Source organism: Pseudomonas sp. GW456-E7 (assembly GCF_059424105.1).
Genome location: NZ_JBWKZB010000033.1, coordinates 22,170 through 45,295, shown reverse-complemented (window position 1 = coordinate 45,295; position 23,126 = coordinate 22,170). Strand labels below are relative to the sequence as shown.

The following is a 23,126-nucleotide window of genomic DNA, read 5'->3' as shown; positions in this document are numbered from 1 at the left end:
AGTCAGATACTCACGAAACCTATTCAGTTACCACGGTTCTGGCGGTGGATGGGCTACGGCGCGTGCGATCAGTGACAGTGATTTGTAGTCGGCAGCGCTGTTTGGAGAGTCCCAAGTGCGTTGCCCCAGTGGCAACAGCCAAGGTATCAACTGATTCCAGGCTTCTTCCGGGGAACTGAAGGACGGCACTTCGATCCAGAACTGGATTCCCGCCCCCCCTAAAAATGGACTGTCCGCGGGAATCTCCGTTATCGCGCCTCCTGCTTTGTCCATGAAATGGTTGGCTCGCCACGTATCATAAATACCGCGAGGCGAGTGCTTGGCGTGGAGGATATTGTCCCAGGTCTTGTTAACGATGAAATAAAAGTCGCCATGGGCGTTGATCACGTTGTATCCGGCATTGACCAGGTCTTGTGCAGTCATTTCTCCGCGCAGGCTGCCCCATAGACTCCAGCACTCGATTTCTACCTTTTTATTCACCGCAATGACCGGGTTGGGTCGAACAGCCCCGTCGTTCCAGACTCGCGCGATTTTACCTCTGTTTAGTATCAGACTTGCCACGTAATTGATGAAGTACCTGACAGCGTCCTCGGAAGTGGCATTTGGATTACCGGACATATCACGTGCATATTTGGCTAGTTGTGGAGTGTTGTCGTGGGTGATCGGGCGGAGAAAGTACTCATCGGCTCCCAGATGGATACGCCGGCTCTGTGGAAACATTGTGAGAAGGTCAGAGACAAGCGTTTTGATAAAGGAACGCGCCGCAGGAATGCTGAAATCGAGCGCTTTAGATACAACGGTGCCATTACTGAGGCGAAGGTGGAATTGAGGTCGGTCGCGTAGTATCCGGTCCATGTGTCCAGGCATGTCGAGTTCGGGAATCACCTCAATATGGTAGGAGGCGGCGGTGTCGAGGACGCGCTTGAGTTCTTCTGCGCTCCAGGCATCGGAACTGGAGATGTCCACACAAGAAGGAAAGATAACCCTGACCCCTTCGTTATCGGTCAGGTGCAAATGCAGTGTATTGAGTTGATTCCAGGCCATTTCCTGAATCAGGTTGATTACCCAATCGGGGCTGAAATACCAGCGGCCCATATCGATCATTACCGAGCGCTCGGCATACAGGGGTGCATCAATTACAACCCCTGGATCAAGTGTGGTGGAAACTCGTGCAGCTTTATGCAGGGTAGTCAGGGCCCGGGCCATGGCCTCCAGGGTTTGTGCGGTGACCAGGACATTGCTTGAGATATCAATCCGGTAACTTTCGCTTTTCCCATTGACTGGAATCGGGACGTCCGCCGTATTCGGTGCGGACAGTTTCAACAATACGTCACCCGGTAGTGGGGGAACGCCTGGCAGCAGCGCAATGGTCGTTGGCTTGCCAAGCCCGGCGGCACCGGCGAACCCGGCTGCCAGTCGTGTAGCCAGGGGGCGCAGGCTCTCGCTGTCGATGAGAATGCGCGAGCTTTCACTGATGACAAAATCATCTCCCGCTTCTGGTTTCGCATAGAGCACTGCCGGACTCATGCGGGTCCAGGGAAAGGATACATTCTGATTCTCGGTACTGAGATTTTCGCCAGGCATCATGCAAGTCGAGGCGGGGTCGTGGATTGGCGGTGTCATTGAGCGGGAATTCCATAAGTTGTAGTCGTGACTCATCCCTGATAGCTGAAGGATCTCAAGTTAGGGGGGAGTCCCTCAGCGTATTGGATACCTTATGCGTAGCAACGGCTACTGTAAGAAGTAACAGTTTTTAGTAAAAATTCAGAAAGTTATGCCGTTCATTCATTTAGTTTCATTGAAGAAATCAAGTGTTTGGATGATGTGCTGGAGAAATATCAGCTTCGCTTGCGTATCACTGACTGCCGCTTATCGGGACTGTCAGTTGTTACAGGTGTTTTTTGTTTTCATTCAACGGAACAATAGCTCTGCATCACAGGTAATTTTGCCTGACAAAAGGAGTAGTAATGATGACAGATCAATCGAAAGTTGAATTAATTCCAAATGGAGCTGCAGAGGCCAGCATCCCCATGCCGACGATCGCATATCCTTTAAACGGAACTCGTCACGCTTTGGGACGGGTGTTTATTGAGGGGAGTTGTTTGCAGGGGGCAAAAGTTGACGTGCTTAACTATGACTACAGTAAGCTGGGCTCTGCCGTAGTGAACGGGGAAACCTGGTATTTCAGTCGTAACTGGGACGAAGGCACTAAGGTTGTGAGGGCACAACAGAGTGTTGCTGGTGTGCCTTCCGCCCCAACTGAGCAACGTCTCTTCTTTGTCGCTCCATCCTTGAACGCTCCAAGTATTACTAGCCCAAAAGATGAAAGTCGCTTTTCCGAAGGTAGGATACTCATCGAAGGCAACTGTACCGCCGGAGCAGAAGCGGTTGAAGTGCTGAACCACGACTTTAGTGTTTTAGGCAAGGCCGCAATAAAACCTAATGGAACACAGTGGAGTTACAGCCGTGTTTGGGATAAAGGTGTCAAGCATGTCAAGGTTCGGCAAGTTTTGTGTGGCAAGCCATCTGACCCAAGCGGTCAAATCGAGTTTGTCGTGCAGTAAGATATTCCACTAATAACTGACAACACCAAGAATTGCGCCCTTGCCATTTTCCGTTTTCCACGTCTGTTTGTAGACGAAGCAACTTTGGAGGGTGGATAGTGAGTCAGTTGTGAGGCCTGCGGCAAGAGAAATACTCTTGCCGCAGCTTTTATCTGACTTCCCCGGGTAGGACCAGCGCTACTAATGACAGACCTTCGCCCGCAGGTGATTACGTGACCACGCAAGTTGACTGCCTGGATGGCTTTTTTACTTTGCGGATGTTGTCAGCGTCTGGACGCCACGCTCGCGTACCCAGAACAGCGTTGCACCGGCCACTGCCGCCGGCATCATCAGGATGTTGACCACCGGAATCAGCAACACCAGATAAACAATCCCGCCAAAACTCATGCTCTGCCAGCGCTTCTCGCGCAGCCAGCCGAGCATCTCGTTCCAGCCCAGCTTGTGGTTGTCCGCCGGGTAGTCGATGTACTGGAAAGTGGGCATGCATAGTCCGAAAGCCACGTCGTTCACCGCCCTTTCCCAAAGGGGGGAGTGGGAAATGTATCAGGAATATGGGTCAGTTAGGAGCTGGAATTTTGAAGTCGATTCTCGATCTGAAACTCGACCAAAACGATTGGGAGTGTCACATCCCGAGTAGGTGGAAGGACGAAGAAATAGCGGGTCTAATGGCGGCCATCTGATGTCATCCAAAGGAGCGGAAAATGTTGGAGCTGGTGGAAACCAAAAGTGAAAAGATTGCCGCCCAACGGCGTTTTGCCAAGGCGATGGAGAGTGCCTGGAATGGGGAGGAGCGTCGGACGGTAGTTTGGCGACCTTCGAGCAAAGTATTGCCGATTGCCCACAATGGCGTGCTTTGGTTCGCCCAGATAAGGCCTCACGATGACCAGCATACATTGCGTTACTGGAACTCTTTTGGCGTCTATAACAATTCAGGAAACCTTCAGATAGCCGTCGAGATCAACATTCCGGTCGAGAGCAATACTAGGACGGTGTCTGGTTTCTTTGCCAAGGATCAGGCTACTGGCTCCATCTATCTTATGCATGATGGCGGCGTTGGCGGCGGGCGACCTGGAATAGGTCAGGAAAACTTTCTACGCTGGTCGAGCAAACGACCTGAACCGGTTATGGCATCTGACGGGAGCTATCGATTCGGGATAATCGTGAGCGAAATCGATGGTGCAAGCTTGAGCGCCAACGTTTCATCGTTTGTCCAATCGGTGATCGACTTTAAGGCTGCTGTTACGGCAGCGGAGCCCGCTGCGATTGATGAGGCTGAAGACGGCTTTAGCTACAAGGATTACTTCAAGGAGTTCTCTGGAAGGAAAAAAGGTGTCCGGAAGAAGGAGTTTGAATACATCACCCGGCATGGCGACATCGTGCACGCGTTGTCTAGCTGGGTACTCAAGTCGCGCGAAAATTTCGGACTGAAGGTCATTAAAAATGCCTATATCGATCTTGGTGTGCAGGACAAGGAAGGTAGTTTGATTGAGCTATACGAAGTCAAAACGAACGCCTCAAGGCAGACCCTCTACACTGCAATTGGCCAATTACTGGTGCACGAAAATCAGGCCGGAATGGATGTCAAAAAGGTCGTCGTAATACCAAAAGGTGAAATGATCTCGAACGATATACAAGGCGCTTTGAAGGCTCTCAGCATCGACATGATTTTCTTCGAATTACGTGGTCAGGCTGTATCCATTTGTCGAAAATGAGAGACGGGTGATGGCTTACTCACCACGGTTGCAGGGATGAGCGTATCAATGATGGTGGTTTTTTACGCTCCAATGTCCGAGGTTTCATCGAATCTCCGATGTACCCGTTCGGAGCATTTCATAATGAATGGATTCCGTCTGACTGGTAAGATTCGTGGATACGCTGACCCCCTCTGACCGAAGCTTACGTATGGCGAAGGTGAAGTCGAAGGGCACTAAGCCGGAAATGGTGGTGCGGCGGTTACTTTTTTCGATGGGATTTCGCTATCGGCTTCACGACCGTAGCCTTCCAGGTAACCCGGACATCATTTTCAAGGGCAAGAAGAAAGCCATTTTCGTCCACGGATGCTTTTGGCACCGACATGACGGCTGTCCACTCGCAAGATTACCTAAGTCTCGGTTGGATTTCTGGATTCCAAAATTGGAAGGCAACCGAGAACGCGATACACGCACGCTGCATCAGCTAAAGTCACTGGGATGGGAAGTTCTTGTGATTTGGGAATGCGAGCTTAAAGATTTGAATTTACTAGAGAAAATGCTGAATGGCTTTCTTGGTCGGGGGAACACGCAATGAAATCCGTTGAGCTATTCGCGGGTGCGGGCGGCCTTGCAATGGGGTGTGAAATAGCTGGATTTTCACACTTGGCTGTCGTCGAATGGGATAAGTGGGCTTGCGATACTGTCCGTGAAAACCAGAAACGTGGCTATCCCTTGGTGCAGCACTGGCAGCTACACGAAGGTGATGTGCGTGGGTTTGACTGGAGCGGTGTTCCGGAAGGCATTGAGCTGCTTGCCGGTGGTCCTCCGTGCCAACCGTTCTCCATCGGCGGTAAACATGGTGCCTACGATGATAGTCGTGACATGTTTCCCGCGACCGTTGAAATCATCCGCAAATTGAAGCCAAAAGCTTTCATCGTAGAAAACGTAAAGGGTCTGACACGGGCTGCTTTCGCGAATTATTACCAGTACATTTTGCTCCAGCTTGAGTTCCCAGAATTACCACGTCGAAAGGACGAGGGGTGGCATGATCATTTGATGCGTCTGCAAGCTGAGCGAACCTCGGGTAAGCGCAAGGGTAAAGGTCATACCTACAACGTGGTACCGACCCTCGTGAACGCAGCTGACTATGGCGTACCGCAGAAACGGGAGCGGGTCTTTATCGTTGGTTTTAGGGATGACCTCGGAGTTGAATGGTCCATCCCGGAAGAAACACATAGCTACGATGCCTTGCTACATTCCCAGTGGATTACCGGTGAATACTGGGCTCGGCATGGACTCAGAATGCCAGAAGTTCCCACCAAGCTTTTGTCACGTGTCCGTAAGCTGAAGAACGATTTGCTTCCCATGGATAAAGCGCCATGGAGAACCGTTCGTGATGCGATTGCCGACCTCCCTGATCCTGAAACCAAGGCAGCGCTGAAAGTGCCTAACCATACGTTCCAAGGTGGTGCTCGTTCCTACCCTGGTCATACGGGTAGCCCATTGGATTTGCCAGCCAAAACTCTGAAAGCTGGTGATCATGGTGTACCGGGCGGCGAAAACATGCTGGTCAAGGCAAATGGTGATGTACGTTATTTCACTGTCCGTGAGAGTGCTCGCATCCAAACCTTCCCAGACGGTTTTCGGTTCCATGGAAGCTGGTCCGAAACAATGCGACAGCTCGGTAATGCGGTGCCGGTATTACTGGCGCAGCGTGTGGCTTCGAGTGTTGCGGAGAAATTGGCAATTGCTGAAATCATCCGCATTCAGAAAACCGTCAAGAAGGTGGTAAACGTCGCATGACGGGCAAAGTCATTCCATTTAATCCGTTGGATAAGAAAAACCTAGGTGCCAGCGTTGCAGAAGCTCTGCTGTCAAAGGAAGTACATCCACTCAGCGCATTGCCAGCTTTTGATGGTGCAGGTGTGTATGCGATCTACTACACCGGTGACTTCCCTGCGTATGCGCGCTTAGCGTCTTTGAACCAAAGCGGACAGTTTATGCTGCCGATTTATGTAGGCAAGGCTGTTCCAGCCGGAGCCAGAATGGGCGGTGATCTTGGCTCTTCTCCGGGGAAAGTTCTTCAAAAGCGGTTGAAGGAACATGCTGACAGCATTCGTGCGGCTGATAACTTGAATATCGACGATTTTCATTGCCGCTTTTTGGTTGTGGATGACATTTGGATTCCGCTGGGGGAATCGCTGATCATTGCGAGATTTACACCAGTGTGGAATTCGCTGATTGATGGCTTCGGCAACCACAACCCAGGAAAGGGGCGTCACGCCGGCATGCGTCCGCGCTGGGACGTATTGCATCCAGGTCGATCATGGGCAATGAATCTTGCTGAGCGGCCCGAGAAAGCGAAGGACATTTCAGACGATGCTGAGACCTACCTTCGTGAGCGAGCCCCAAGCCTTTCGACCCAGTTCATCAAAGCTGAAGGCGAGTAATTCATCTACAGTCGGGTCGAAGATGGGAGCGATTTATATTTCTTGGCCTTGATGGCGCATTACGTACATTTCAAAAGAGGACCAACTGAAAAGTTGGTCTTTTTTTTTGTACTGTTTTTACGCTGATGACCTGGAAGCTTTCGTCAGTTACGACTTGTTGTTTCGCTTCATCAGGCTGGACCTATATCTGTCGAACGAGTGCTGTAACGGCCAGCATTGAAAGACAAATTGAGTTAGCAAGGCATGCTTCGTTAGGGAGGGTTTTTGTGATGATGGCAAAACGCCCTCATTTTTTTGTATGCGAGGAAAACGGCTTATAAATGGATGAAAGTGGCATCTGTAAGGCGCTGTGACGCGTCACAGGAGCGTTTTGCGCACATGTTGTGTGTGTGTGTGGTTTTGTAGTGGCGCGGCTTAGATGAGGTCCTGCGCGATTTGGTGCTTGCTATTGCGGCGAAGAATGAGTATCGTGACGACACAAACGCAAAAACCCTCAATTAAGAGGGTTCCGCTGAAGAATGCTTGCGAGTAGCCACGTTTCTGTCGCCAAACGTAGCGCGGCTACCCGCACTCCCTCCGACGCACGCATTTGTAAATGCACGAATCTGGAGAAGGGCGCCATTTAGCCAATTGATAGGCTTTCTGTCAATTGGTTACTGACTGGTGGTCGTTTCTGGATGAGTGCGAATTAGCTCATTTATCAAAGGAATTACCATCATGCCAATCGGCTCCGGTTCCAAATGTGTTCTCGTGCATCAGTATCGCCGCTTTCGTTTTGGGAGGTGGGAGGACGTGACGCAGCACCTCCGTAGCTTGCCTCGCTAACTACGACAAGTTGAATTAATCACCAAGCCCTGGCTTGGTGATTTTTTGTCGTTTCTTTTATTGATGCGGACACGGGTTTTCGCTATTTCTGGCACGTCTTATTCCAGTGTCGCTTTACAGTGGCAATGCCGATATTCAGTTCGGATGCTACCTGTGTTTGTGTCTTATTCTGTGCTTTTGCTTTCTGTACAGCTGCTGTGGTGTCATCAGCGGCAGGGCGTCCTAGCTTTTTACCTTCTGCTTTAGCGCGTCTTAGACCCGACTGCGTGCGTTCAATTAACAAGTCCCTTTCGAATTCAGCAACGGCCCCTAAAACCTGCATTGTCATTTTTCCGGCTGCCGATGTCAGGTCTACACCCCCTAAGGCTAGGCAGTGGACTCGAATACCATTTTCAGCGAGATATTCAACGGTGGATCGGACATCCATCGCATTGCGGCCTAAACGATCCAGCTTGGTCACGATTAGAACGTCCGATGACTCCATGCGCTCTAGCAATTTCTGAAATCCAGCACGCTCCTTGGCGGCAACGCTGCCTGAAATGGTTTCTTCTACCACCCGACTGGGTTGAACATCAAATCCCGCCGCTTTCACTTCTTGCAACTGGTTCTCGGTGAATTGGTTAACGGTTGAGACACGAGCGTAAAGAAAGACGCGGGACATGAGACACCTAAGGGATCACTAAACGTAGTATCACGCTAGCATGGTATCACTCGTTATAAAAGGTTATTTTAATGATTCCTTTTTTGTCTCAGTTATCTTGGGATCTTAAAACGGACGTTTGATGATCCCTTTATTCCTGGCGTAGTAAACGGATAGCGCTAGCGATCCCTTCGGCATTAGTGTCCAAGACCTCTAAGGCAGTCACTGCGTTGTCTGCCACGTCTGTAGAGCCTCTTTCAGCAACCCACTTGGCAAGCTCTTCGATGGCGGCACCGATACCGTTCTGGCTGATCATCAGCAACTCTAGTGCACTGGCAATGGCTTCATTAGCGTCAGACATGCAAATCATCCTTGGGAATTGTGCGGCGTGGAATTGTGTTACTGACTCTGCCGAATATGTGATCAAAAACATCTGGTACTGCCAATCAATTGATGAGCAATAGCTGATCAATCCATCCGTTTCTAGAGACCGGCCATTAGCGTCAAGTTGGACAATCATACCTCGTTTACGCGAACGGCAGACTTCCACCAAGCGGACTCTCGCGGCTAACCGCAACGGGTCAAAAGTTAACCTGATTGGTAGCCGAGACGAAGCAAAAATGAAGGCTTCCAGGTGGGCCGTGAAAAACTAACCATCCTAACTTATGTTCCGTTGCAACAACATGAATATGGCTTGTGGATACGAGGATGGGGATAGGACCTGCCGCGCATTGGTAAGTACTAAACGTACCCCACTACGGACCCGAGTTCATCGTTGCGTGCAAGCACCGCCAGAGGAAGATGAAATACGGGGCGCGGGCCAAGGGAGTCAAACTTTCCTTATCAGCTTGGGACGCTGACAGATCAGCAGAGCTGATATCAGGTAGCAATCCCAAGCTGTTCACAGTGGCAGATCAGTCGAACAGCTCGCCGCTATACGTCTTACGGTGATACTCCTGAACTCCTTCTACTGAGTTTAAGTAATCGATTAGCTCTTTAAGAACGATTACGTAGAACTTAGTTGTTGCAGAGTTTAAAATGTGAGTGATTCCGTGATAGTCGCGTAAGTGTAGGTTGTCGAGATCTAAAAGCGAAACGACATCGTAATTTCGTTGACACTCCGATCCTAATTCCCATGCAATGGCAAGATGGATTTCTTTCTCGCTTTTGTACTCGGACTCGAACTCACGGATCAGTGCGTCAATATTGAATTTGTACTCAAGAATCTTTGGAGGGCTGGTGTATTCTTTGCTGTATTGAAGTTGTTGAACACCCAGTGGATTGTTTTCTTTGTCATATTCATGATTGGAAAGGGGGTCTCTGATGATGAACTTAAAAACCCCATCATACTGCTGCGTTTGACTTGTGGCTAATAACTTGATGCCTCGTATTACTCCGCCAGCGACTAACTGATTGAAAAGTACAATCACATCCTGTTCTGAGACAGGCTCGGATGTTATTGAAATTTCATTGGTTGGCGCAAAGAAATTTTTGTTGGTGAGGCTCAGTGGTCTTTCAATTTCATGGGCTTCTTGAGCTCGTACCCAGTCATGAAGAGAGCCCTCCCTAGTTATGTCATTCTTGGCGCCGGTGTCTGTTCTTAGTAGGCGTCGCCATTTCTGAAAACGCTTCACGATCTCCACTGAAATCTGTTCTGCAGCTTCTTTTAATTCAGGTTGAAACCCTTTGCGTCCTAAATCTGGATCTGCATCTACGAAGTGGACAATGACGTGGCACTGGTTTTGATGGCCGATATTAGATGTCAGAGGAATTGTGATCAATTCACCCTGTATCATCTGGTTGTTAGCGAGCTGTAGACCACCTTTCAAGACCCTATACAGCTTTCTTAGCTTCGCAAGCTCATCATTAAACTGATCCCAAATGGACGTAGAGTAAGCAAAGTAGCCGTATGCTGAAATCTGGTACTGACTGATTAGTGAGTCAAACTTGTCGTTGGGTGATAGCAAAGAAAGCAAGTCTTCAGTGCTAAAAAACTCATATATTCCATTAGCTTTCAGAAACTTCATCGGAAGGTCAGATGAATCCTTTCCTTGGGATTGAAGTTTTTTCTGAACTGCCAATACGTCTTTGAGATTGACGCTTGCACTTAATTTCAAGTGGGGGTAAATGTAGCTGCAGCTTTGTTCAGAAAGAGTTGAAACACCACCTTGCTTGTTAACAACTTTAAGCTGAAATTTAATCTTTGAACTTTCTGATGCAAATGTTATTGCACCGAGTGGTGTTTTGATAAGTAGTAGGTATAACCATTGTTCTGCAGTGGTGGCGGAGTACCAGGACAGATCTTTTGGGCGAGTGCTGAGCCCGCCGAATTTTATTTTAAAAGTCGATCCTCTAGGTATTTCAGCGAACGTTGGGTCAGCAATTTCCGAGGATGTAACCATGGGGCGCGTCACAATACCGTGAAAGTCTTCAACCCAGTCACGGCCTTTCAAAAGCTCCCCGTGAAACGTATGCCCTGGTACTTTTGTGCCAAATTGTAGGTAGTCGAAGCCATAGCCTATGTAGGTAGCCCCAACTCCTTTGTTGCCCCTCGTTTGCCCGCCGTTTTTAAAGGAGATATTTGGAGCGAGGAATGCTTTAAATTCTTTTTCGTTGAAGCCAATGCCATTATCAGTTATGGAAAAAGAGTTTTCTTCAAGATTTACAGTCAACCAAAGCTTTGGAGTGTAGTCTGGTTCCTGAAGCTCAGTTGCGCGGCGGTCCACGGCATCCATAGAATTTTGAATGAGTTCGGAAAAAGAGTCATACATACCAACGTAGGACTTCAAGATGTTCTTGATTTCACGCTTCTTTGCAGCAAACAAAATCTCTGCATCTACATCTTGACCGCTGGTGAGCGGATCCCATGACTCTAGCTTCATTACAATTCCTTTAGATCGGCATTTGATCGGCTTCGGTATCAGAGCACCCAACACGGGAGTCCAGAATGGTTTTTCATTAGCAGGACGTTACCAGTGGGCCGGAAAATCAACTATTGTATAATTTTATTGGAGTGGTGTTATCGATAGAGTTAGTCCTAGTTCGCCCCTGATATCCCAAACGCGTCCGACCATCTGCTTCTGGCCGACACTGTTGAAATATTCGATTTTCTCAAACAGCTAGACGTCTGATCTACTGATACGCCTTTTTCCATTCTCCTGCGTGAAATCTGAATCCGAGTGCCCGTGCGGTTGATCAGAATTTCATACGCGTACTTTTTTGTCTTGAAAGACCAGTCTGACTTTTTCAACAGAATCTGCCGATTGCTGTCCTCCGCTGCAGGTCAGACGTTCGGAGTGATGGTTACAAAACGCCCGATACTAATCGACGGGGTAGAGCGTAAGACACAAAGCTGTAACCACTAGAAGGTGCTGTCACTTGAACACGGGAATTTGGTCTCTGAAGTCTTTAATCAATTCAACAACGTCGCATCCAAGCACCGCGCACAGGTCGTAAATCTGGATGATATCCAGTCGACGAACCCCTCGCTCAACATCGCTCATGAAAGATTGTGGCCTTCCTAAAGCGGCTGAACACTGTACCTGTGTCAGTCCAGCATCGATTCGCCGTGCTTTCAGCAGGGTCAAAAAAACGTCGTATTCCGGTCGGTAAATAGCCTTCGGCATGTGGCTGTCCAGTAGCTGAGCAGCCTTACAACCTATATCTGGTTTTCAGATATCTGAATTTCAGATATTTTATTTCCGGAAAATGACCAGCACTGGGTTGGGCAGCATCTTGATCAAGGAACCGATATGAAGCTTTACATCGCAATGTTCATCGCAACTTTAAGCATGCCGTTGGCCAGCATGACCGGCATTTTTGCCATGGAGCTTGGCTATGTCTGGAATATCCGGCAGGCGCTGGGCGTTGGTGTCCTGGTTGGCTCTGTGATGCTGCTAGTAGCGTTAATCATGTTCTTGGCTGGGGTTCCCTCGACTTTGCAACGTCTGCGTGCCCAAGTCCTTCCCCGCCCGTAACAGGAGCACAGATGAAATATCCATTGATTATCGCGTTGCTGTCAGTCTCATGCGTCGCCCAAGCCGATTTCGATAACGGAGCATCGAGCTACTTCAATGCACGCTTATTGAATGTCGTTGAATCCACGGATTGGAATTTTTCCAAAGCCATAGACCCCACACAAATCTTCAACGACTGGCAGGCAAATCAGCCGCGTGCAGAAATCAAATATGCGAAGCCTGGGCTCTACCACGGTCGTATCGGTAAAATCGTCGCGGACAACGGTAATGCAAATTTCATTTTGGATTACGGTAAGAAAACAGCGGTGACAGCGATTTTGGCGCCCGTTCAGGCCGCATCATGGAAGGTCGTGGGAAACCAATTGGAGGGCGGTGAATTGCAGACGAACCTTGAATTCGCTGCCGGCATCGACGCGGGCCGCGAAATGTTTTTTCACTGCATGAGGGTCGAATTTGGAATTGGGGTTTACCTTGTAAATTGCATCGCGATTCCGCCAAACATCGCGTTGGGCAGGGCACGACCTGAAGTGATCTACGGCATGGATGCGGCCGTGAGTTTTGACGATTTGATCAAGGCCAGAGCATCAGAAGGCTGGGCTCGACCTCCCAGTGCACGACGTGGCATGGCCACAACAGTTCGAATTGGTATGGGGGCCGACGGAACCATCACGTCGACTGAAATCACGAAATCAAGTGGTGACAATCCATATGATCATTCTGTTGTGGCAGCCATTCGGAATATTGGGCGATTGAACGAAGTTCAGGACATGAAGCCAAGTGACATAAATTCACACCGTTCATTCAGTTTGACACTTACACCGGATGATTTAGCTCTATAACTGGAGTCGTAGCCTGTCCGCACGACATCCGATTATTTAAAAATGCCAAATCTAAACCGTATCCCGAAAGGCCAGCTTATGTAGGCAGCTTACAAAGCTAGCTGGTACGTTCTACCAGCTAGCTGCTACCGGTACCTGATGGTACCTAATCCGCACCTCCCGGCACCAAAGCATGTCCGGCAAGGTCAACGCGGGTTAAACCCCATCCTAGTGCGTTTGGAAAGGTCTGAACAACATGGGACAACCAGAGCATGTCCGGCAAGGTCAACGCGGGTTAAACCCCATCCTAGGGCGTTTGGAAAGGTCCGAACGGCATGGGGTAACCCAAGTATGTTCGGTACGGTACAGGTTATATTGATAGCTTTAGAATGAGTATAGCGGAGTTTATTGGAACAAATGAATTCACGACGCGTAGCGAGTTTTCCTTGCGTAGCAAGGGAACAGATTATAGTTGTATAGTTATTATTAGCTTTCAATGGCTTTGACTGTTCGTCGCCTTCGCTCCGAATCGTTCGCATTCGCTCACGACTAACTTTAACTTTAAATTTTCTGTTCGCAGTTTTTTGGGTAATTCCTTAAAGGTCTTTAAGGAAATTCCCAAATTTTGGATCAGGACCAAAACCGGTTATCATTGTTATGCCGCAGCTTTCAGCTTTCGCTGGTATTCGTAGATTTTTCTAACTGAGATTCCAGTTTGTTCCGCCACTTTAGAGGGTTTTAAACCCGATGTTAGTAACGCGATTGCTGTTGGTTCTTCGGGTTCGCCAGCCCGGCCTCTTTTCTTCGGTGATTTATATTCTTTAATCAGGCACTTATCAATCTTTGCGGTTTGCAAATAAGTTTGAGTTAGATAGTCTGCTACCGATTCGTCTTGGACAAAGAGGCTGACGTCCGTTAACGAGTTCCTAACGCGAAGTGAACAACGATAAATGTTTTGCAGGGTTCGTTCGTACAAGTGTGTACGTTTCCACGCATTGATTAACGATTTGTGACAGCCTGTATATTTTTTGGCTAACGCCTCGAATGCCTTGGTTGCAGTTGGAAGCGGATTGCCATGAAATAAGCATAATACATTGGATTCATTGGTGTAAGCGTTCAATCCACGACTGTCGAGCTTACACATAGTAAAATTTTCAGGTGCATCAAGATTTGCCCAGTCATGAGCGAAAACCAAACATTTGCCATTATTACCAATATTTTTCGAAACTTTATTGGCGATAACCTGAATGTTCCTAATTTGTGTAGGATTATGGTTGTCGTTGACATATGACAAGGACTCCAAGACATTTTTGCTGCATTGGTTCTGACTCAGTAACGGAATAATCCTGATATTTTGCTGGTGCTCTGGCGGAGGACTAGGCGTCAGAATTGATTGCTTTGTCATAAACCCCTGCGCGGTGGCAAACCATTCAAACAATGATCCATCCCAAGTTGCCGATAGTAAGTGAACTTCTTTGCAATGGGGGAACCTTTGTAAGAAGCCGCTTTCTTCGGCGTAATAGATGAGCTTTTGCTTATTTCCATAATCGGACACGTAGACATCGGTTTGGTCGATGACCGCCTTGCAAATTCTATAGGCGGCAGCACTCAGCAATGATACCGAGCTTGTCTTCGCTCCTTCCTTCTCGTAGTCTCTTACATGTTTAATAAGCTTCCTGACGCAGCCGTCCTTGATGAACATTTTGTTTTCTTTGTCTACGTCAAGAAATTGAAATACAGCTAATTGATTTGATGCGATTGGTGTTGGATAGACTTGGATGTGGTTAGGTAACTCGTCAACGATTACGATCCAGTGTCTAAGGTTTTTTTTGCTGCATCGATGAAATGCGGCGTGCTGACATACAATTAACGGGGTCAGTTCAGCGGGGCAGAGATGCTTATTCAACTTTGCAATTGATGGGTCGTTGGGCTGGCTTTCAATTTTTAATGGGTTGCAATCAAATAATTCGGTGCATACTTCGGCGGCTAATAATTTGGTCGGAACTACGAAGAGAACCTTTCTTCCACTTGTGATCCATTCGCGTGCGGCTTTGCAAGCTGCCCAGGTTTTACCTGTGCCGGGTCTAGCTAATGCGACATTGATTGTTTTGTTCATTTTTAATCCTGGGTTGGTGTTGTTGCTTATATGATGGCACAAGAAATTGCGATTCTAAACATTGAACCAGGATGAGTGTTCTGAGGTGGTGAATATTAGCTTTATGACGTTAATTGAAGTTATTTAGTTTTTATCAATTGCTGGTTCGGTTTTGCATGATTGGTGTGGTGGTATAGTGCCCATTTGTCTGCGGGTTTGTATCAATGTCACGGTGGTTTGAATGGAGTGTGGAGTGTTGAAGGCGTATTTATATAAAATTACGCGTGGGTAAGATAACTTGCTTTTGTGTGACGAATTCGTAGGTGGCCCGCAGTTTCGCGTTGATGTCTTGGGAACGTCATACGTTTTTGCGGGCTGAATGTGATTCTAAATTACCTTAGCTTCGGTCCTGGGCACGGCTAGCGTCATAATTCCCGTTCCCGTTCCCGTTCCCGTTCCTGGCTTAGACTGGCATTAGAAGTTAATAGCCCCGCAGATTTTGCGATGCTTGGCAGCTTCCGAATTTCTTCGGCCATTCTAGACAACGGGTTATTCCCATATCGATCACCTTCACTTGATCGTGCATGGCCTGTTATCCAATCACTTACTTCTTTGGGAATCCCAACCTTTCTGGCCGTGGTCTTGAAGGTATGTCGAAAGCCGTGAAGGGGGTGCCGCCCTTTTCGGTAGACGCCCCAACGAATGACCAACGGGCGCCATGCTTTGGAAACGATACCCGCGAAGCCGTCGGATACCTTAATCAGTTGGGGGAATAAGCGAGATTCATGGTCCTTGTCTTTCACCAACTCTAGAATTCCCAGATTTAGCAGGTCGTCATGCAGGGGCACATCGCGTCGACTGCCTTCCGTTTTGACGGACTTGTCCGGCTTATCATCGTCGATCCTGATAAACCAATGTCCCTCGGCGTCTTGACGAAAATCGCAAACGTACAACTGGCTGATCTCTTCACGTCGTGCTCCGGTGTAAGCTGCGATTAGCGGCAACCAAAACAGCGCGTTACCGGGACGGCCGGATGTATACCGTAATGCTTTGAATTCAGGCTGACTAAAAAGGGTTACAAGCTCGCTCCATTCGTACCCTTTGGCATCTTCGAGTAGGCGTTTCGGTTTTGCTGGCCCTAAGCGTTTGTGGATACGTGATGCACTCACCGGATTGAAATCAATCAAGCCCGCATCCACAGCATAAGAAAACACGGATGATAGTCGGGCGATAATTAGTCGAATCGAAGATGTCGCCAGTGGCATATTGCTGTGCTTGACCACGGACTTAGTTAGCTTTCCGGCGAAGTCCTGGATTTGCGGTTGTCCAATTTCCGCCATGGCACGGTCGCCCATCAGTGCTATGAATCGATCAACGGATCGCTTGTAGTCGACTGTATGGCGACGGACTACATGGGCAGGTTTGTTTCCCAACGCTAATGATTCAACGTAACCAATAAACGCTTCCGAGAGCCTTAGGGGGGGGCTGGAGGGTGGGCTTTCGCTTTCACTCGCGGTGGTCGCATGGGTACAGATCGGGATTGAATGCGGATTAAAACGTGGTGAAGGAATCTGGCACGAATGGCCGCTGCGCACCTGTTGAAAAAAACGTTCGGACTCTGCATATGCGCTTACAAATGCAGCCTTCGCTTGTTGATGGTTTCGTGTGTTCAGTGAACGGCGAATTTCAGTTTTGCCGATCACCTGTCGGATGTCATCCGGCACCCTGCGTCGTAGGTAATAGATACCAGAGTCGGGGTGCCGGAACGGTTGTGCTATCAGTGCCATATGTACCAGCCTTGTGTATCAGTTGGCTGGGAAAGGGCAGTTCAAGTATGAGTAGCGACCGGATTCTTCCAGTCAGTCACGACCGAATCAGCGCTGGACCACCAGGTTTTCCGCGCCACGTTCACGTACCCAGAACAGCGTCGCCCCGGCCACGGCGGCCGGCATCATCAGGATATTGACCACCGGAATCAGCAGCACCAGGTACACGCTGCCGCCGAAACCCATGCTTTGCCAGCGCTTCTCGCGCAGCCAGCCAAGCATCTCGTTCCAGCCCAGCTTGTGGTTGTCCGCCGGGTAGTCGATGTACTGGATCGCCATCATCCACACCCCGAACAATAGCCATAGTGGCGCGGCGATGATGTTCACCACCGGGATGAACGAGAGGATGAACAGCCCGATCGCCCGCGGCAGGAAGTAGCCCAGTTTGCGCATTTCCCGGGCCAGGGTGCGCGGGATCATCGCAATCAGTTCGCCCCAGCTGAAGGCCGGAAAATCATCGGTGCCGCGCACCACCACTTCGACTTTCTCCGCGAGGAAGCCGTTGAATGGCGCGGCAATGACGTTGGCGAGCATGGTGAAAGTGAAGAACACCATCAGCACGACGAGCACCACGAACAGCGGCCAGAGGATGTAGCTGAGAAAACTCAGCCAGTCGGGCAGGGACGGCATCAGCGTATCGACCCACAGGCTGAATTGATGGCCGGCCAGGTAGATCAATCCGACGAACAGCACCAGGTTGATCGCCAGCGGCAACAACACAAACAAACGCAGGCTGGGGCTCAGCACCAGCTTGAGGCCTTCGCGCAGGTATTGCGGGCCGGACAGAACAGGGGCGGGCATAAGGTGCTCCGGGCAGAGGGAAAACGCGCCGACCTTACCGGCTTTGCTTCACAGGCGAAAGCGCGGTGGCGGTATCGACATCCACTGTAACAAAGACGTCGATATCGTCGGGCAGATTGCATAGAGACCACCTATGAGCTGGATTGTTAATCCGTATTTCCTTAATCTTCGCCCCCTCGATACGCTGCACCCAATCTTTTTACAGGACGGTCGGGTTCAAGCCTTCCCCAAGTGCTTTCAACCGTTCTTTTTTATTCCAGCCGGCAATCCGGCGTTCCGCGCCAGGTGTTCCGGGCCGGTCAACAGGAGCAGGTCATGTCTGAAGTCCGTCATTCGCGAGTGATTATTCTCGGTTCCGGCCCTGCCGGTTACAGCGCTGCGGTCTATGCCGCCCGTGCCAACCTCAAGCCACTGCTGATCACCGGCATGCAGGCCGGCGGTCAACTGACCACCACCACCGAAGTCGACAACTGGCCGGGCGACGTCCACGGCCTGACCGGCCCGGCGCTGATGGAGCGGATGCGCGAGCACGCCGAACGCTTTGAAACCGAGATCGTTTTCGATCACATCAATGCCGTGGACTTCGCTGCCAAGCCATACACCCTGACTGGTGACAGTGCGACCTACACCTGCGACGCCCTGATCATCGCCACCGGCGCCAGTGCTCGTTACCTGGGCCTGCCGTCCGAAGAAGCGTTCATGGGCAAAGGCGTCTCCGCCTGCGCAACCTGCGACGGTTTCTTCTATCGCAACAAGCCGGTAGCTGTGGTCGGCGGTGGCAACACTGCTGTCGAAGAAGCCCTGTACCTGGCCAACATCGCCAGCAAAGTCACCCTGATCCACCGTCGCGAAACCTTCCGCGCCGAGAAGATCCTGATCGACAAGCTGAACGCCCGTGTTGCCGAAGGCAAGATCGAGCTGAAGCTGAATGCGACCCTGGACGAAGTACTGGGCGACAACATGGGCGTGACCGGTGCCCGCCTGAAGAACAACGACGGCAGCTTCGACGAAGTGAAAGTCGACGGCGTGTTCATCGCCATCGGCCACACCCCGAACACTTCGCTGTTCGAAGGCCAGCTGACGTTGAAAGACGGTTACCTGGTTGTGCAGGGCGGCCGTGACGGCAACGCCACCACCACCAGCCTCGAAGGCATCTTCGCCGCCGGTGACGTGGCCGACCACGTGTACCGTCAGGCCATCACCTCGGCTGGCGCCGGTTGCATGGCGGCACTGGATGCCGAGCGTTACCTCGACAATCTGCAGAACGCTTGATTCTGTTTTGGTAAAAAAACCGGCCTCGGCCGGTTTTTTTATGCCCACGATTTAATGCTTGATAACACTCCGGTGTGGGAGCGGGCTTGCTCGCGAAGGCGGTGTGTCATTCAATATTGATGCTGGCTGATCCACCGCTTTCGCGAGCAAGCCCGCTCCCACAGGGATAGTGTTCAGGTCAGTTTTGCAAGACAGGCTTCAAGAATATCCAGCCCTTCTTCCAGCACCGCCGCCTCGATGGTCAACGGCGCCAGCAAGCGAATGATGTGCCGCGATTTGCCACTGGGCATCAGCAGCAGGCCCGCATTCCGCGCCAAAGCCAGCAGTTGGGTCAATTGTGCCGGGGCGGGTGAGCCATCGGCGTTGATCAGCTCGATGCCGCGCATCGCACCGATCCCGGTCAGGCGGCCCAGATACGGCGTCAGGCCGTTCGCGCGCCAGGTTTCATAGCGGCCGACAATCGCTTCTTCCTGTTGTGTGCCCCAGGCGTGCAGGTTGGTATCGCTCATTTCATCCAGCGTCGCCAGCGCGGCGGCGCAGGCGATGGGATTGCCGGAGTAAGTGCCACCGAGTCCACCCTTGGGCAGGTTATCCAAAAACGATTTGCGCCCGACCACCGCCCCCAGTGGCACGCCGCCGGCGATGCTTTTGCCGAGCAGGACCAGATCCGGCTCGATGCCCAGCCGTGAGAATGCGAAGCGCTGGCCGGTGCGACCGAAACCAGACTGGATTTCATCGGCGATCAGCACAATGCCCTTGTCGTCGCAGAACTTGCGCAGCGCCTGGGCGAACTCGACGTCCATCGCCAGGAAGCCCGCTTCGCCCTGCACCGGTTCGACGATAAAGCAGGCGACGTCTTCGACATCGATCTCGACGCTGAACAGACGCTCCATGGCTTTGAAGGCCTCGGCGCAGCTGACGCCGTTGTCCTGGCTGGGGAAGGGAAGGTGATACACCGGCCCTGGCAGCACGCCGATTTTCTGTTTGTAGGGCGCCACTTTGCCATTGAGGTTGAGGGTAGCCAGTGTGCGGCCGTGGAATGCGCCGTCGAAGGCGATCACCGCGCTGCGACCGGTGGCGCCACGGACGATCTTCAGGGCGTTTTCCGCCGCTTCCGCGCCGCTGTTGGTGAGCATGCCGCTGACCGGGTAACCCATCGGCATGAACGCACTGAGGCGATCCATCAGTTCGAGGTAAGGCACATGGGGCGCCGCGTTGAACGCATAGTGGGTCAGCCGCGTGGCTTGTTCGCGAATGGCCTCGACGATGCGCGGATGGCAATGGCCGAGGTTCAACACGCCAATGCCGCCGACAAAGTCGATGTAGCGCTTGCCATCGGTGTCCCAGACCTCGGCATTCTTGCCGTGGCTGAGCGTGACAGGGTGAACGATGTTGATCGACTGGCTGATGGTTTCGCTGCGCATGAATGACCGGCTCGGAAGAAGGAGGACTTCTATTTATCTAAGCCGTGTGCGGTGCTACGGGGCAAACGAAATAAAGTTGCCGGGTCAATCTTAAAAGTCGGGTTGTGCTTGTGATCAATTCCGCGCCATGAACGCAAAACCTGTAGGAGCGAGCTTGCTCGCGATGGTGGTGAACGATGACGCTGGGAGCCTGACACCCCGTGGCGTTCTTCAGTCCATCGCGAGCGGGCTCGCTCCTACAAATCAAATCAGCGACGAGTCAGCGGCTGTTGGGCGAACTTCACACCCGCCAGGCCGTGGGCAATCAGCGCACGGATGTTGCCGTGGTCGCTGCCTTCTGGCGTTGCCAGCACCGAGCGGTAATGCTCGCCGAACGCCAACAGGGCTTCTTCATCGCTCAAGCCTTCGAGCAGCGCCAGACCCAGGGTCTTGCACGAGCCTTCGTTCTGCCCGGCCGTGTTTTCCACACCACCGTTGTTGAAGGCCTGAGGCTGGTAGTCGTAACCGCCAGCAATGAAAGCCAAGGTATCGGCGAAGGCGTGTTCGCCGCTGTTGAGGCTGGCGCGCAGGGTGTTCAAATCACTCATTGGGTTTTCCTTTGGCGAACGCCGCCTGTTGTTCGGCGCTGGCTTCTAGCTGATATTGGGCTTTCCATTCGGCGTACGGCATGCCGTAAACCACTTCGCGGGCTTCGTCGAGGCTGACGTCGATCTGGCGCTCGTCGGCCGCCGCCTTGTACCACTTGGACAGGCAGTTGCGGCAGAAGCCCGAGAGGTTCATCAGGTCGATGTTCTGCACATCCTTGCGGCTGTCCAGGTGGGCCACCAGCCGACGAAAGGCGGCGGCTTCGAGTTCCAGGCGTTGTTGATCGGTCATGGGGGTCTCTGCGAGACAGCTTTGAGCGACAGGCTTCAAGCTGCAAGATGGATTGCGGTGGCTTCTAGCTTACCGCTTGAAGCTTGAAGCTTGAAGCTTGAAGCTTAGCGGCTTGCCGCGAGTGTTATCGACACCGACTCGGCGAATCGCAGCGCGTGGGGCTTGTCGACCTCGACTTCGGCGTAGAGCACCGATGCGTTGGCCATCACCAGGTCGAGAATTTCCTGGGTCAGGCGTTCGAGCAGCGCAAAGCGGTTGCCTTCCACGTGGGCGATGATCGCCTTGGTGATCGTGCGGTAGTTCAGCGCGTGATCGATGTCGTTGTCACGTACCGCTTCCTGGGCCGCGTACAGAATGGTGAGGTTGATCAGCACATCCTGCTTGTTGAGGATTTCATCCTCATTGATGCCGATGAAGGTACGCAGGCACAGGTCTTTGACCCGGATGCGTGCCATGCCTGGCTGAAGTTGTGGCATTGCTACTTGCTCCGTCCAATCAATTGCAGGAACTCCTGGCGGGTGTTGCTCGACTCGCGGAAGGCGCCGAGCATCACCGAGGTGTTCATGGTCGAATTCTGTTTCTCGACGCCGCGCATCATCATGCACATGTGCTGCGCTTCGATGACCACTGCGACGCCTGCCGCACCGGTCACCTGTTGCACGGCATCGGCGATTTGCCGGGTGAGGTTTTCCTGGATTTGCAGGCGCCGGGCGAACATGTCCACCAGCCGCGCAATCTTCGACAGCCCCAGCACCTTGCCGGTTGGAATATAAGCCACATGCGCCTTGCCGATGAAGGGCAGCATATGGTGTTCGCAAAGCGAGTACAGCTCGATGTTGTCGACGATCACCATTTCATCGTTGTCGGAGGCGAACAGCGCGCCATTGACGATCTCTTCGACACTTTGTTCGTAACCATGGCAAAGGTACTGCATGGCTTTGGCTGCGCGCACCGGGGTGTCGAGCAGGCCTTCGCGGTCTGGATTTTCACCGAGGCCGATGAGGATCTCTCGATAATTCTGGGGCAGGGATAACGTCATGGAGAATCCTCGCGGGACACTTATTTGATGTGCCTTCCGCCGTTGACGGTCAGGGTGGTGCCGGTGACATAAGGGTTGTCGAGCAGATAGCGCAGGCTCTGGTAGATCACTTCGCAGCCAGGCTCGATGCCCAGCGCGGACTTGGCCAGTGCCTTGGCGCGGTAGGCCGCGTCGTCTTCAGGGTTGAACAGTAGCAGGGCCGGCGCAATCCCGTTGACCTTGATGTCCGGCGCGTACCTGGCGGCGAAGGACAGGGTCAGGCTGTCGAGTCCGGCTTTGCTGGCGCAATAGCCGATGTGCTTGCTGCTGCCCTTGCGGGTCACGTCATCGCTGATGTGCACGATGTCTGCGGGGCTTGAGCGTTGCAGCAGGTCGGCGCAATGCAGGTTGATCAGGTAGGGCGCCAGCATGTGCACGCTGAACATGCGGGTGAATGCGGCGGCGTCGGTGTCCGGTGTTTCGGCCAGCCATTCGGAGGCGTTGTGGACAATCGCCCGCAAACAGTCGGTGTGGGTTTTCAGTTCACTGATGAAGGCGAGGATTCCGGTTTCGCTGGCGAAGTCCGCGAACACGGCGGTGGCCCCCAGGTCGCGCAGGGCTTGTACGCCGGGCCGCTCGCGGCGGTAGCTGAAAATCACGCGATGGCCGTCTTCCAGCAGTCGCCGGGCGCAGTGCAAACCGACACGCTGGCCGGCGCCGGTAATCAGGATGGGGGCTGCGGAAGAAGTCATGAACGGCTCGCATCGCGGTGAGAGCAAAACTATACCAGCGACGGGAGCGCTCTACCTATTGCGGGGGGAAACAACTGTGGGAGCGAGCTTGCTCGCG

21 protein-coding genes and 2 pseudogenes are annotated in these 23,126 nt (G+C 51.8%); 8 read left to right on the top strand and 15 right to left on the bottom strand.

Annotation, left to right across the window (positions count from 1 at the left end; all coding sequences use genetic code 11):
• Positions 1–27: 27 nt before the first annotated feature.
• On the bottom strand, positions 28–1,623 hold the full coding sequence (locus AC07YV_RS20235) for a family 20 glycosylhydrolase (RefSeq protein ID WP_102701491.1): 1,596 nt from the start codon (positions 1,621–1,623) through the stop codon (positions 28–30).
• A gap of 344 nt (positions 1,624–1,967) precedes the next feature.
• Here AC07YV_RS20235 and AC07YV_RS20230 point away from each other — a divergent pair, with 344 nt between their 5' ends.
• The gene (locus tag AC07YV_RS20230) at positions 1,968–2,564 is read left to right on the top strand and encodes a hypothetical protein (protein WP_102701490.1); all 597 of its coding nucleotides are present in this window, start codon (positions 1,968–1,970) and stop codon (positions 2,562–2,564) included.
• Between the two features lie 246 nt (positions 2,565–2,810).
• Here the strand turns inward: AC07YV_RS20230 and AC07YV_RS20225 are convergent.
• A pseudogene (locus AC07YV_RS20225) lies at positions 2,811–3,041 on the bottom strand (EI24 domain-containing protein); the annotation flags it as partial.
• Between the two features lie 224 nt (positions 3,042–3,265).
• Here AC07YV_RS20225 and AC07YV_RS20220 point away from each other — a divergent pair.
• The 4 genes from AC07YV_RS20220 to AC07YV_RS20205 all read left to right on the top strand — a co-directional run bounded on the left by AC07YV_RS20220 (position 3,266) and on the right by AC07YV_RS20205 (position 6,705).
• On the top strand, positions 3,266–4,276 hold the full coding sequence (locus AC07YV_RS20220; protein WP_102701489.1) for a hypothetical protein: 1,011 nt from the start codon (positions 3,266–3,268) through the stop codon (positions 4,274–4,276).
• 154 nt (positions 4,277–4,430) lie between these two features.
• Complete coding sequence (locus tag AC07YV_RS20215) at positions 4,431–4,850, top strand: very short patch repair endonuclease (protein ID WP_102701488.1); 420 nt, start codon at positions 4,431–4,433, stop codon at positions 4,848–4,850.
• Positions 4,847–6,058, top strand: a complete 1,212-nt coding sequence (locus tag AC07YV_RS20210) for a DNA cytosine methyltransferase (protein ID WP_102701487.1) — start codon at positions 4,847–4,849, stop codon at positions 6,056–6,058. The genes AC07YV_RS20215 and AC07YV_RS20210 overlap by 4 nt, the downstream gene beginning before the upstream one ends.
• On the top strand, positions 6,055–6,705 hold the full coding sequence (locus AC07YV_RS20205) for an Eco29kI family restriction endonuclease (protein WP_102701486.1): 651 nt from the start codon (positions 6,055–6,057) through the stop codon (positions 6,703–6,705). Before AC07YV_RS20210 ends, AC07YV_RS20205 begins: the two co-directional genes overlap by 4 nt.
• A 907-nt stretch (positions 6,706–7,612) precedes the next feature.
• Here AC07YV_RS20205 and AC07YV_RS20200 read toward each other — a convergent pair.
• From AC07YV_RS20200 to AC07YV_RS20185, 4 genes are all read right to left on the bottom strand, one after another.
• Positions 7,613–8,191 (bottom strand): recombinase family protein, encoded by a 579-nt coding sequence (locus AC07YV_RS20200; protein WP_102701485.1) that lies wholly within the window; start codon positions 8,189–8,191, stop codon positions 7,613–7,615.
• 130 nt (positions 8,192–8,321) lie between these two features.
• Complete coding sequence (locus AC07YV_RS20195; RefSeq protein WP_102701497.1) at positions 8,322–8,531, bottom strand: hypothetical protein; 210 nt, start codon at positions 8,529–8,531, stop codon at positions 8,322–8,324.
• A 553-nt stretch (positions 8,532–9,084) separates the two neighbouring features.
• Entirely contained in the window at positions 9,085–11,052 is a 1,968-nt protein-coding gene (locus AC07YV_RS20190; RefSeq protein WP_102701484.1) for an ATP-binding protein, read from the bottom strand.
• Between the two features lie 492 nt (positions 11,053–11,544).
• A complete protein-coding gene (locus AC07YV_RS20185; RefSeq protein ID WP_102701483.1) occupies positions 11,545–11,796 on the bottom strand; it encodes a helix-turn-helix domain-containing protein in 252 nt (83 codons plus the stop codon).
• A gap of 126 nt (positions 11,797–11,922) precedes the next feature.
• Here AC07YV_RS20185 and AC07YV_RS20180 point away from each other — a divergent pair, with 126 nt between their 5' ends.
• Both AC07YV_RS20180 and AC07YV_RS20175 read left to right on the top strand, forming a co-directional pair.
• Positions 11,923–12,147 (top strand): hypothetical protein, encoded by a 225-nt coding sequence (locus AC07YV_RS20180; protein ID WP_102701482.1) that lies wholly within the window; start codon positions 11,923–11,925, stop codon positions 12,145–12,147.
• A gap of 536 nt (positions 12,148–12,683) precedes the next feature.
• A pseudogene (locus AC07YV_RS20175) lies at positions 12,684–12,986 on the top strand (energy transducer TonB); the annotation flags it as partial.
• A gap of 634 nt (positions 12,987–13,620) precedes the next feature.
• On the opposite strand, the gene AC07YV_RS20170 reads toward AC07YV_RS20175, so the two are convergent.
• The 3 genes from AC07YV_RS20170 to cysZ form a co-directional block, all read right to left on the bottom strand.
• The gene (locus AC07YV_RS20170) at positions 13,621–15,081 is read right to left on the bottom strand and encodes a DEAD/DEAH box helicase (protein WP_146025400.1); all 1,461 of its coding nucleotides are present in this window, start codon (positions 15,079–15,081) and stop codon (positions 13,621–13,623) included.
• Between the two features lie 404 nt (positions 15,082–15,485).
• Positions 15,486–16,847 (bottom strand): site-specific integrase, encoded by a 1,362-nt coding sequence (locus AC07YV_RS20165; protein WP_146025399.1) that lies wholly within the window; start codon positions 16,845–16,847, stop codon positions 15,486–15,488.
• Positions 16,848–16,934: 87 nt separating this feature from the next.
• Positions 16,935–17,687, bottom strand: coding sequence for a sulfate transporter CysZ (gene cysZ, locus AC07YV_RS20160; protein WP_102701478.1), 753 nt, complete (start codon positions 17,685–17,687; stop codon positions 16,935–16,937).
• Between the two features lie 315 nt (positions 17,688–18,002).
• Between cysZ and trxB the strand changes: the two genes are divergently transcribed.
• Entirely contained in the window at positions 18,003–18,959 is a 957-nt protein-coding gene (trxB, locus tag AC07YV_RS20155; RefSeq protein ID WP_102701477.1) for a thioredoxin-disulfide reductase, read from the top strand.
• Between the two features lie 173 nt (positions 18,960–19,132).
• Here the strand turns inward: trxB and AC07YV_RS20150 are convergent, their stop codons facing one another.
• The 6 genes from AC07YV_RS20150 to folM form a co-directional block, all read right to left on the bottom strand.
• The gene (locus AC07YV_RS20150) at positions 19,133–20,383 is read right to left on the bottom strand and encodes a 2-aminoadipate transaminase (RefSeq protein WP_102701476.1); all 1,251 of its coding nucleotides are present in this window, start codon (positions 20,381–20,383) and stop codon (positions 19,133–19,135) included.
• Between the two features lie 248 nt (positions 20,384–20,631).
• Positions 20,632–20,970, bottom strand: coding sequence for a HopJ type III effector protein (locus tag AC07YV_RS20145; RefSeq protein WP_102701475.1), 339 nt, complete (start codon positions 20,968–20,970; stop codon positions 20,632–20,634).
• Entirely contained in the window at positions 20,963–21,259 is a 297-nt protein-coding gene (locus tag AC07YV_RS20140; RefSeq protein WP_102701474.1) for a DUF1244 domain-containing protein, read from the bottom strand. Before AC07YV_RS20140 ends, AC07YV_RS20145 begins: the two co-directional genes overlap by 8 nt.
• A gap of 104 nt (positions 21,260–21,363) precedes the next feature.
• On the bottom strand, positions 21,364–21,735 hold the full coding sequence (gene folX, locus AC07YV_RS20135) for a dihydroneopterin triphosphate 2'-epimerase (protein ID WP_007970304.1): 372 nt from the start codon (positions 21,733–21,735) through the stop codon (positions 21,364–21,366).
• Between the two features lie 2 nt (positions 21,736–21,737).
• Positions 21,738–22,298, bottom strand: coding sequence for a GTP cyclohydrolase I FolE (folE, locus tag AC07YV_RS20130; protein WP_102701473.1), 561 nt, complete (start codon positions 22,296–22,298; stop codon positions 21,738–21,740).
• Between the two features lie 20 nt (positions 22,299–22,318).
• On the bottom strand, positions 22,319–23,029 hold the full coding sequence (folM, locus tag AC07YV_RS20125; protein WP_102701472.1) for a dihydromonapterin reductase: 711 nt from the start codon (positions 23,027–23,029) through the stop codon (positions 22,319–22,321).
• Positions 23,030–23,126: the final 97 nt, after the last annotated feature.

Excerpts from the sequence above, each read along its gene's own strand:
- trxB (WP_102701477.1), top strand. The coding sequence starts at position 18,003 with ATGTCTGAAGTCCGTCATTCGCGAGTGATTATTCTCGGTTCCGGCCCT.
- cysZ (WP_102701478.1), bottom strand. The coding sequence starts at position 17,687 with ATGCCCGCCCCTGTTCTGTCCGGCCCGCAATACCTGCGCGAAGGCCTC.
- AC07YV_RS20200 (WP_102701485.1), bottom strand. The coding sequence starts at position 8,191 with ATGTCCCGCGTCTTTCTTTACGCTCGTGTCTCAACCGTTAACCAATTC.
- AC07YV_RS20180 (WP_102701482.1), top strand. The coding sequence starts at position 11,923 with ATGAAGCTTTACATCGCAATGTTCATCGCAACTTTAAGCATGCCGTTG.
- AC07YV_RS20205 (WP_102701486.1), top strand. The coding sequence starts at position 6,055 with ATGACGGGCAAAGTCATTCCATTTAATCCGTTGGATAAGAAAAACCTA.
- AC07YV_RS20235 (WP_102701491.1), bottom strand. The coding sequence starts at position 1,623 with ATGACACCGCCAATCCACGACCCCGCCTCGACTTGCATGATGCCTGGC.
- AC07YV_RS20230 (WP_102701490.1), top strand. The coding sequence starts at position 1,968 with ATGATGACAGATCAATCGAAAGTTGAATTAATTCCAAATGGAGCTGCA.
- AC07YV_RS20140 (WP_102701474.1), bottom strand. The coding sequence starts at position 21,259 with ATGACCGATCAACAACGCCTGGAACTCGAAGCCGCCGCCTTTCGTCGG.
- AC07YV_RS20210 (WP_102701487.1), top strand. The coding sequence starts at position 4,847 with ATGAAATCCGTTGAGCTATTCGCGGGTGCGGGCGGCCTTGCAATGGGG.
- AC07YV_RS20185 (WP_102701483.1), bottom strand. The coding sequence starts at position 11,796 with ATGCCGAAGGCTATTTACCGACCGGAATACGACGTTTTTTTGACCCTG.
- AC07YV_RS20165 (WP_146025399.1), bottom strand. The coding sequence starts at position 16,847 with ATGGCACTGATAGCACAACCGTTCCGGCACCCCGACTCTGGTATCTAT.
- AC07YV_RS20190 (WP_102701484.1), bottom strand. The coding sequence starts at position 11,052 with ATGAAGCTAGAGTCATGGGATCCGCTCACCAGCGGTCAAGATGTAGAT.
- AC07YV_RS20195 (WP_102701497.1), bottom strand. The coding sequence starts at position 8,531 with ATGTCTGACGCTAATGAAGCCATTGCCAGTGCACTAGAGTTGCTGATG.
- folM (WP_102701472.1), bottom strand. The coding sequence starts at position 23,029 with ATGACTTCTTCCGCAGCCCCCATCCTGATTACCGGCGCCGGCCAGCGT.
- folX (WP_007970304.1), bottom strand. The coding sequence starts at position 21,735 with ATGCCACAACTTCAGCCAGGCATGGCACGCATCCGGGTCAAAGACCTG.
- AC07YV_RS20170 (WP_146025400.1), bottom strand. The coding sequence starts at position 15,081 with ATGAACAAAACAATCAATGTCGCATTAGCTAGACCCGGCACAGGTAAA.
- AC07YV_RS20145 (WP_102701475.1), bottom strand. The coding sequence starts at position 20,970 with ATGAGTGATTTGAACACCCTGCGCGCCAGCCTCAACAGCGGCGAACAC.
- AC07YV_RS20150 (WP_102701476.1), bottom strand. The coding sequence starts at position 20,383 with ATGCGCAGCGAAACCATCAGCCAGTCGATCAACATCGTTCACCCTGTC.
- folE (WP_102701473.1), bottom strand. The coding sequence starts at position 22,298 with ATGACGTTATCCCTGCCCCAGAATTATCGAGAGATCCTCATCGGCCTC.
- AC07YV_RS20220 (WP_102701489.1), top strand. The coding sequence starts at position 3,266 with ATGTTGGAGCTGGTGGAAACCAAAAGTGAAAAGATTGCCGCCCAACGG.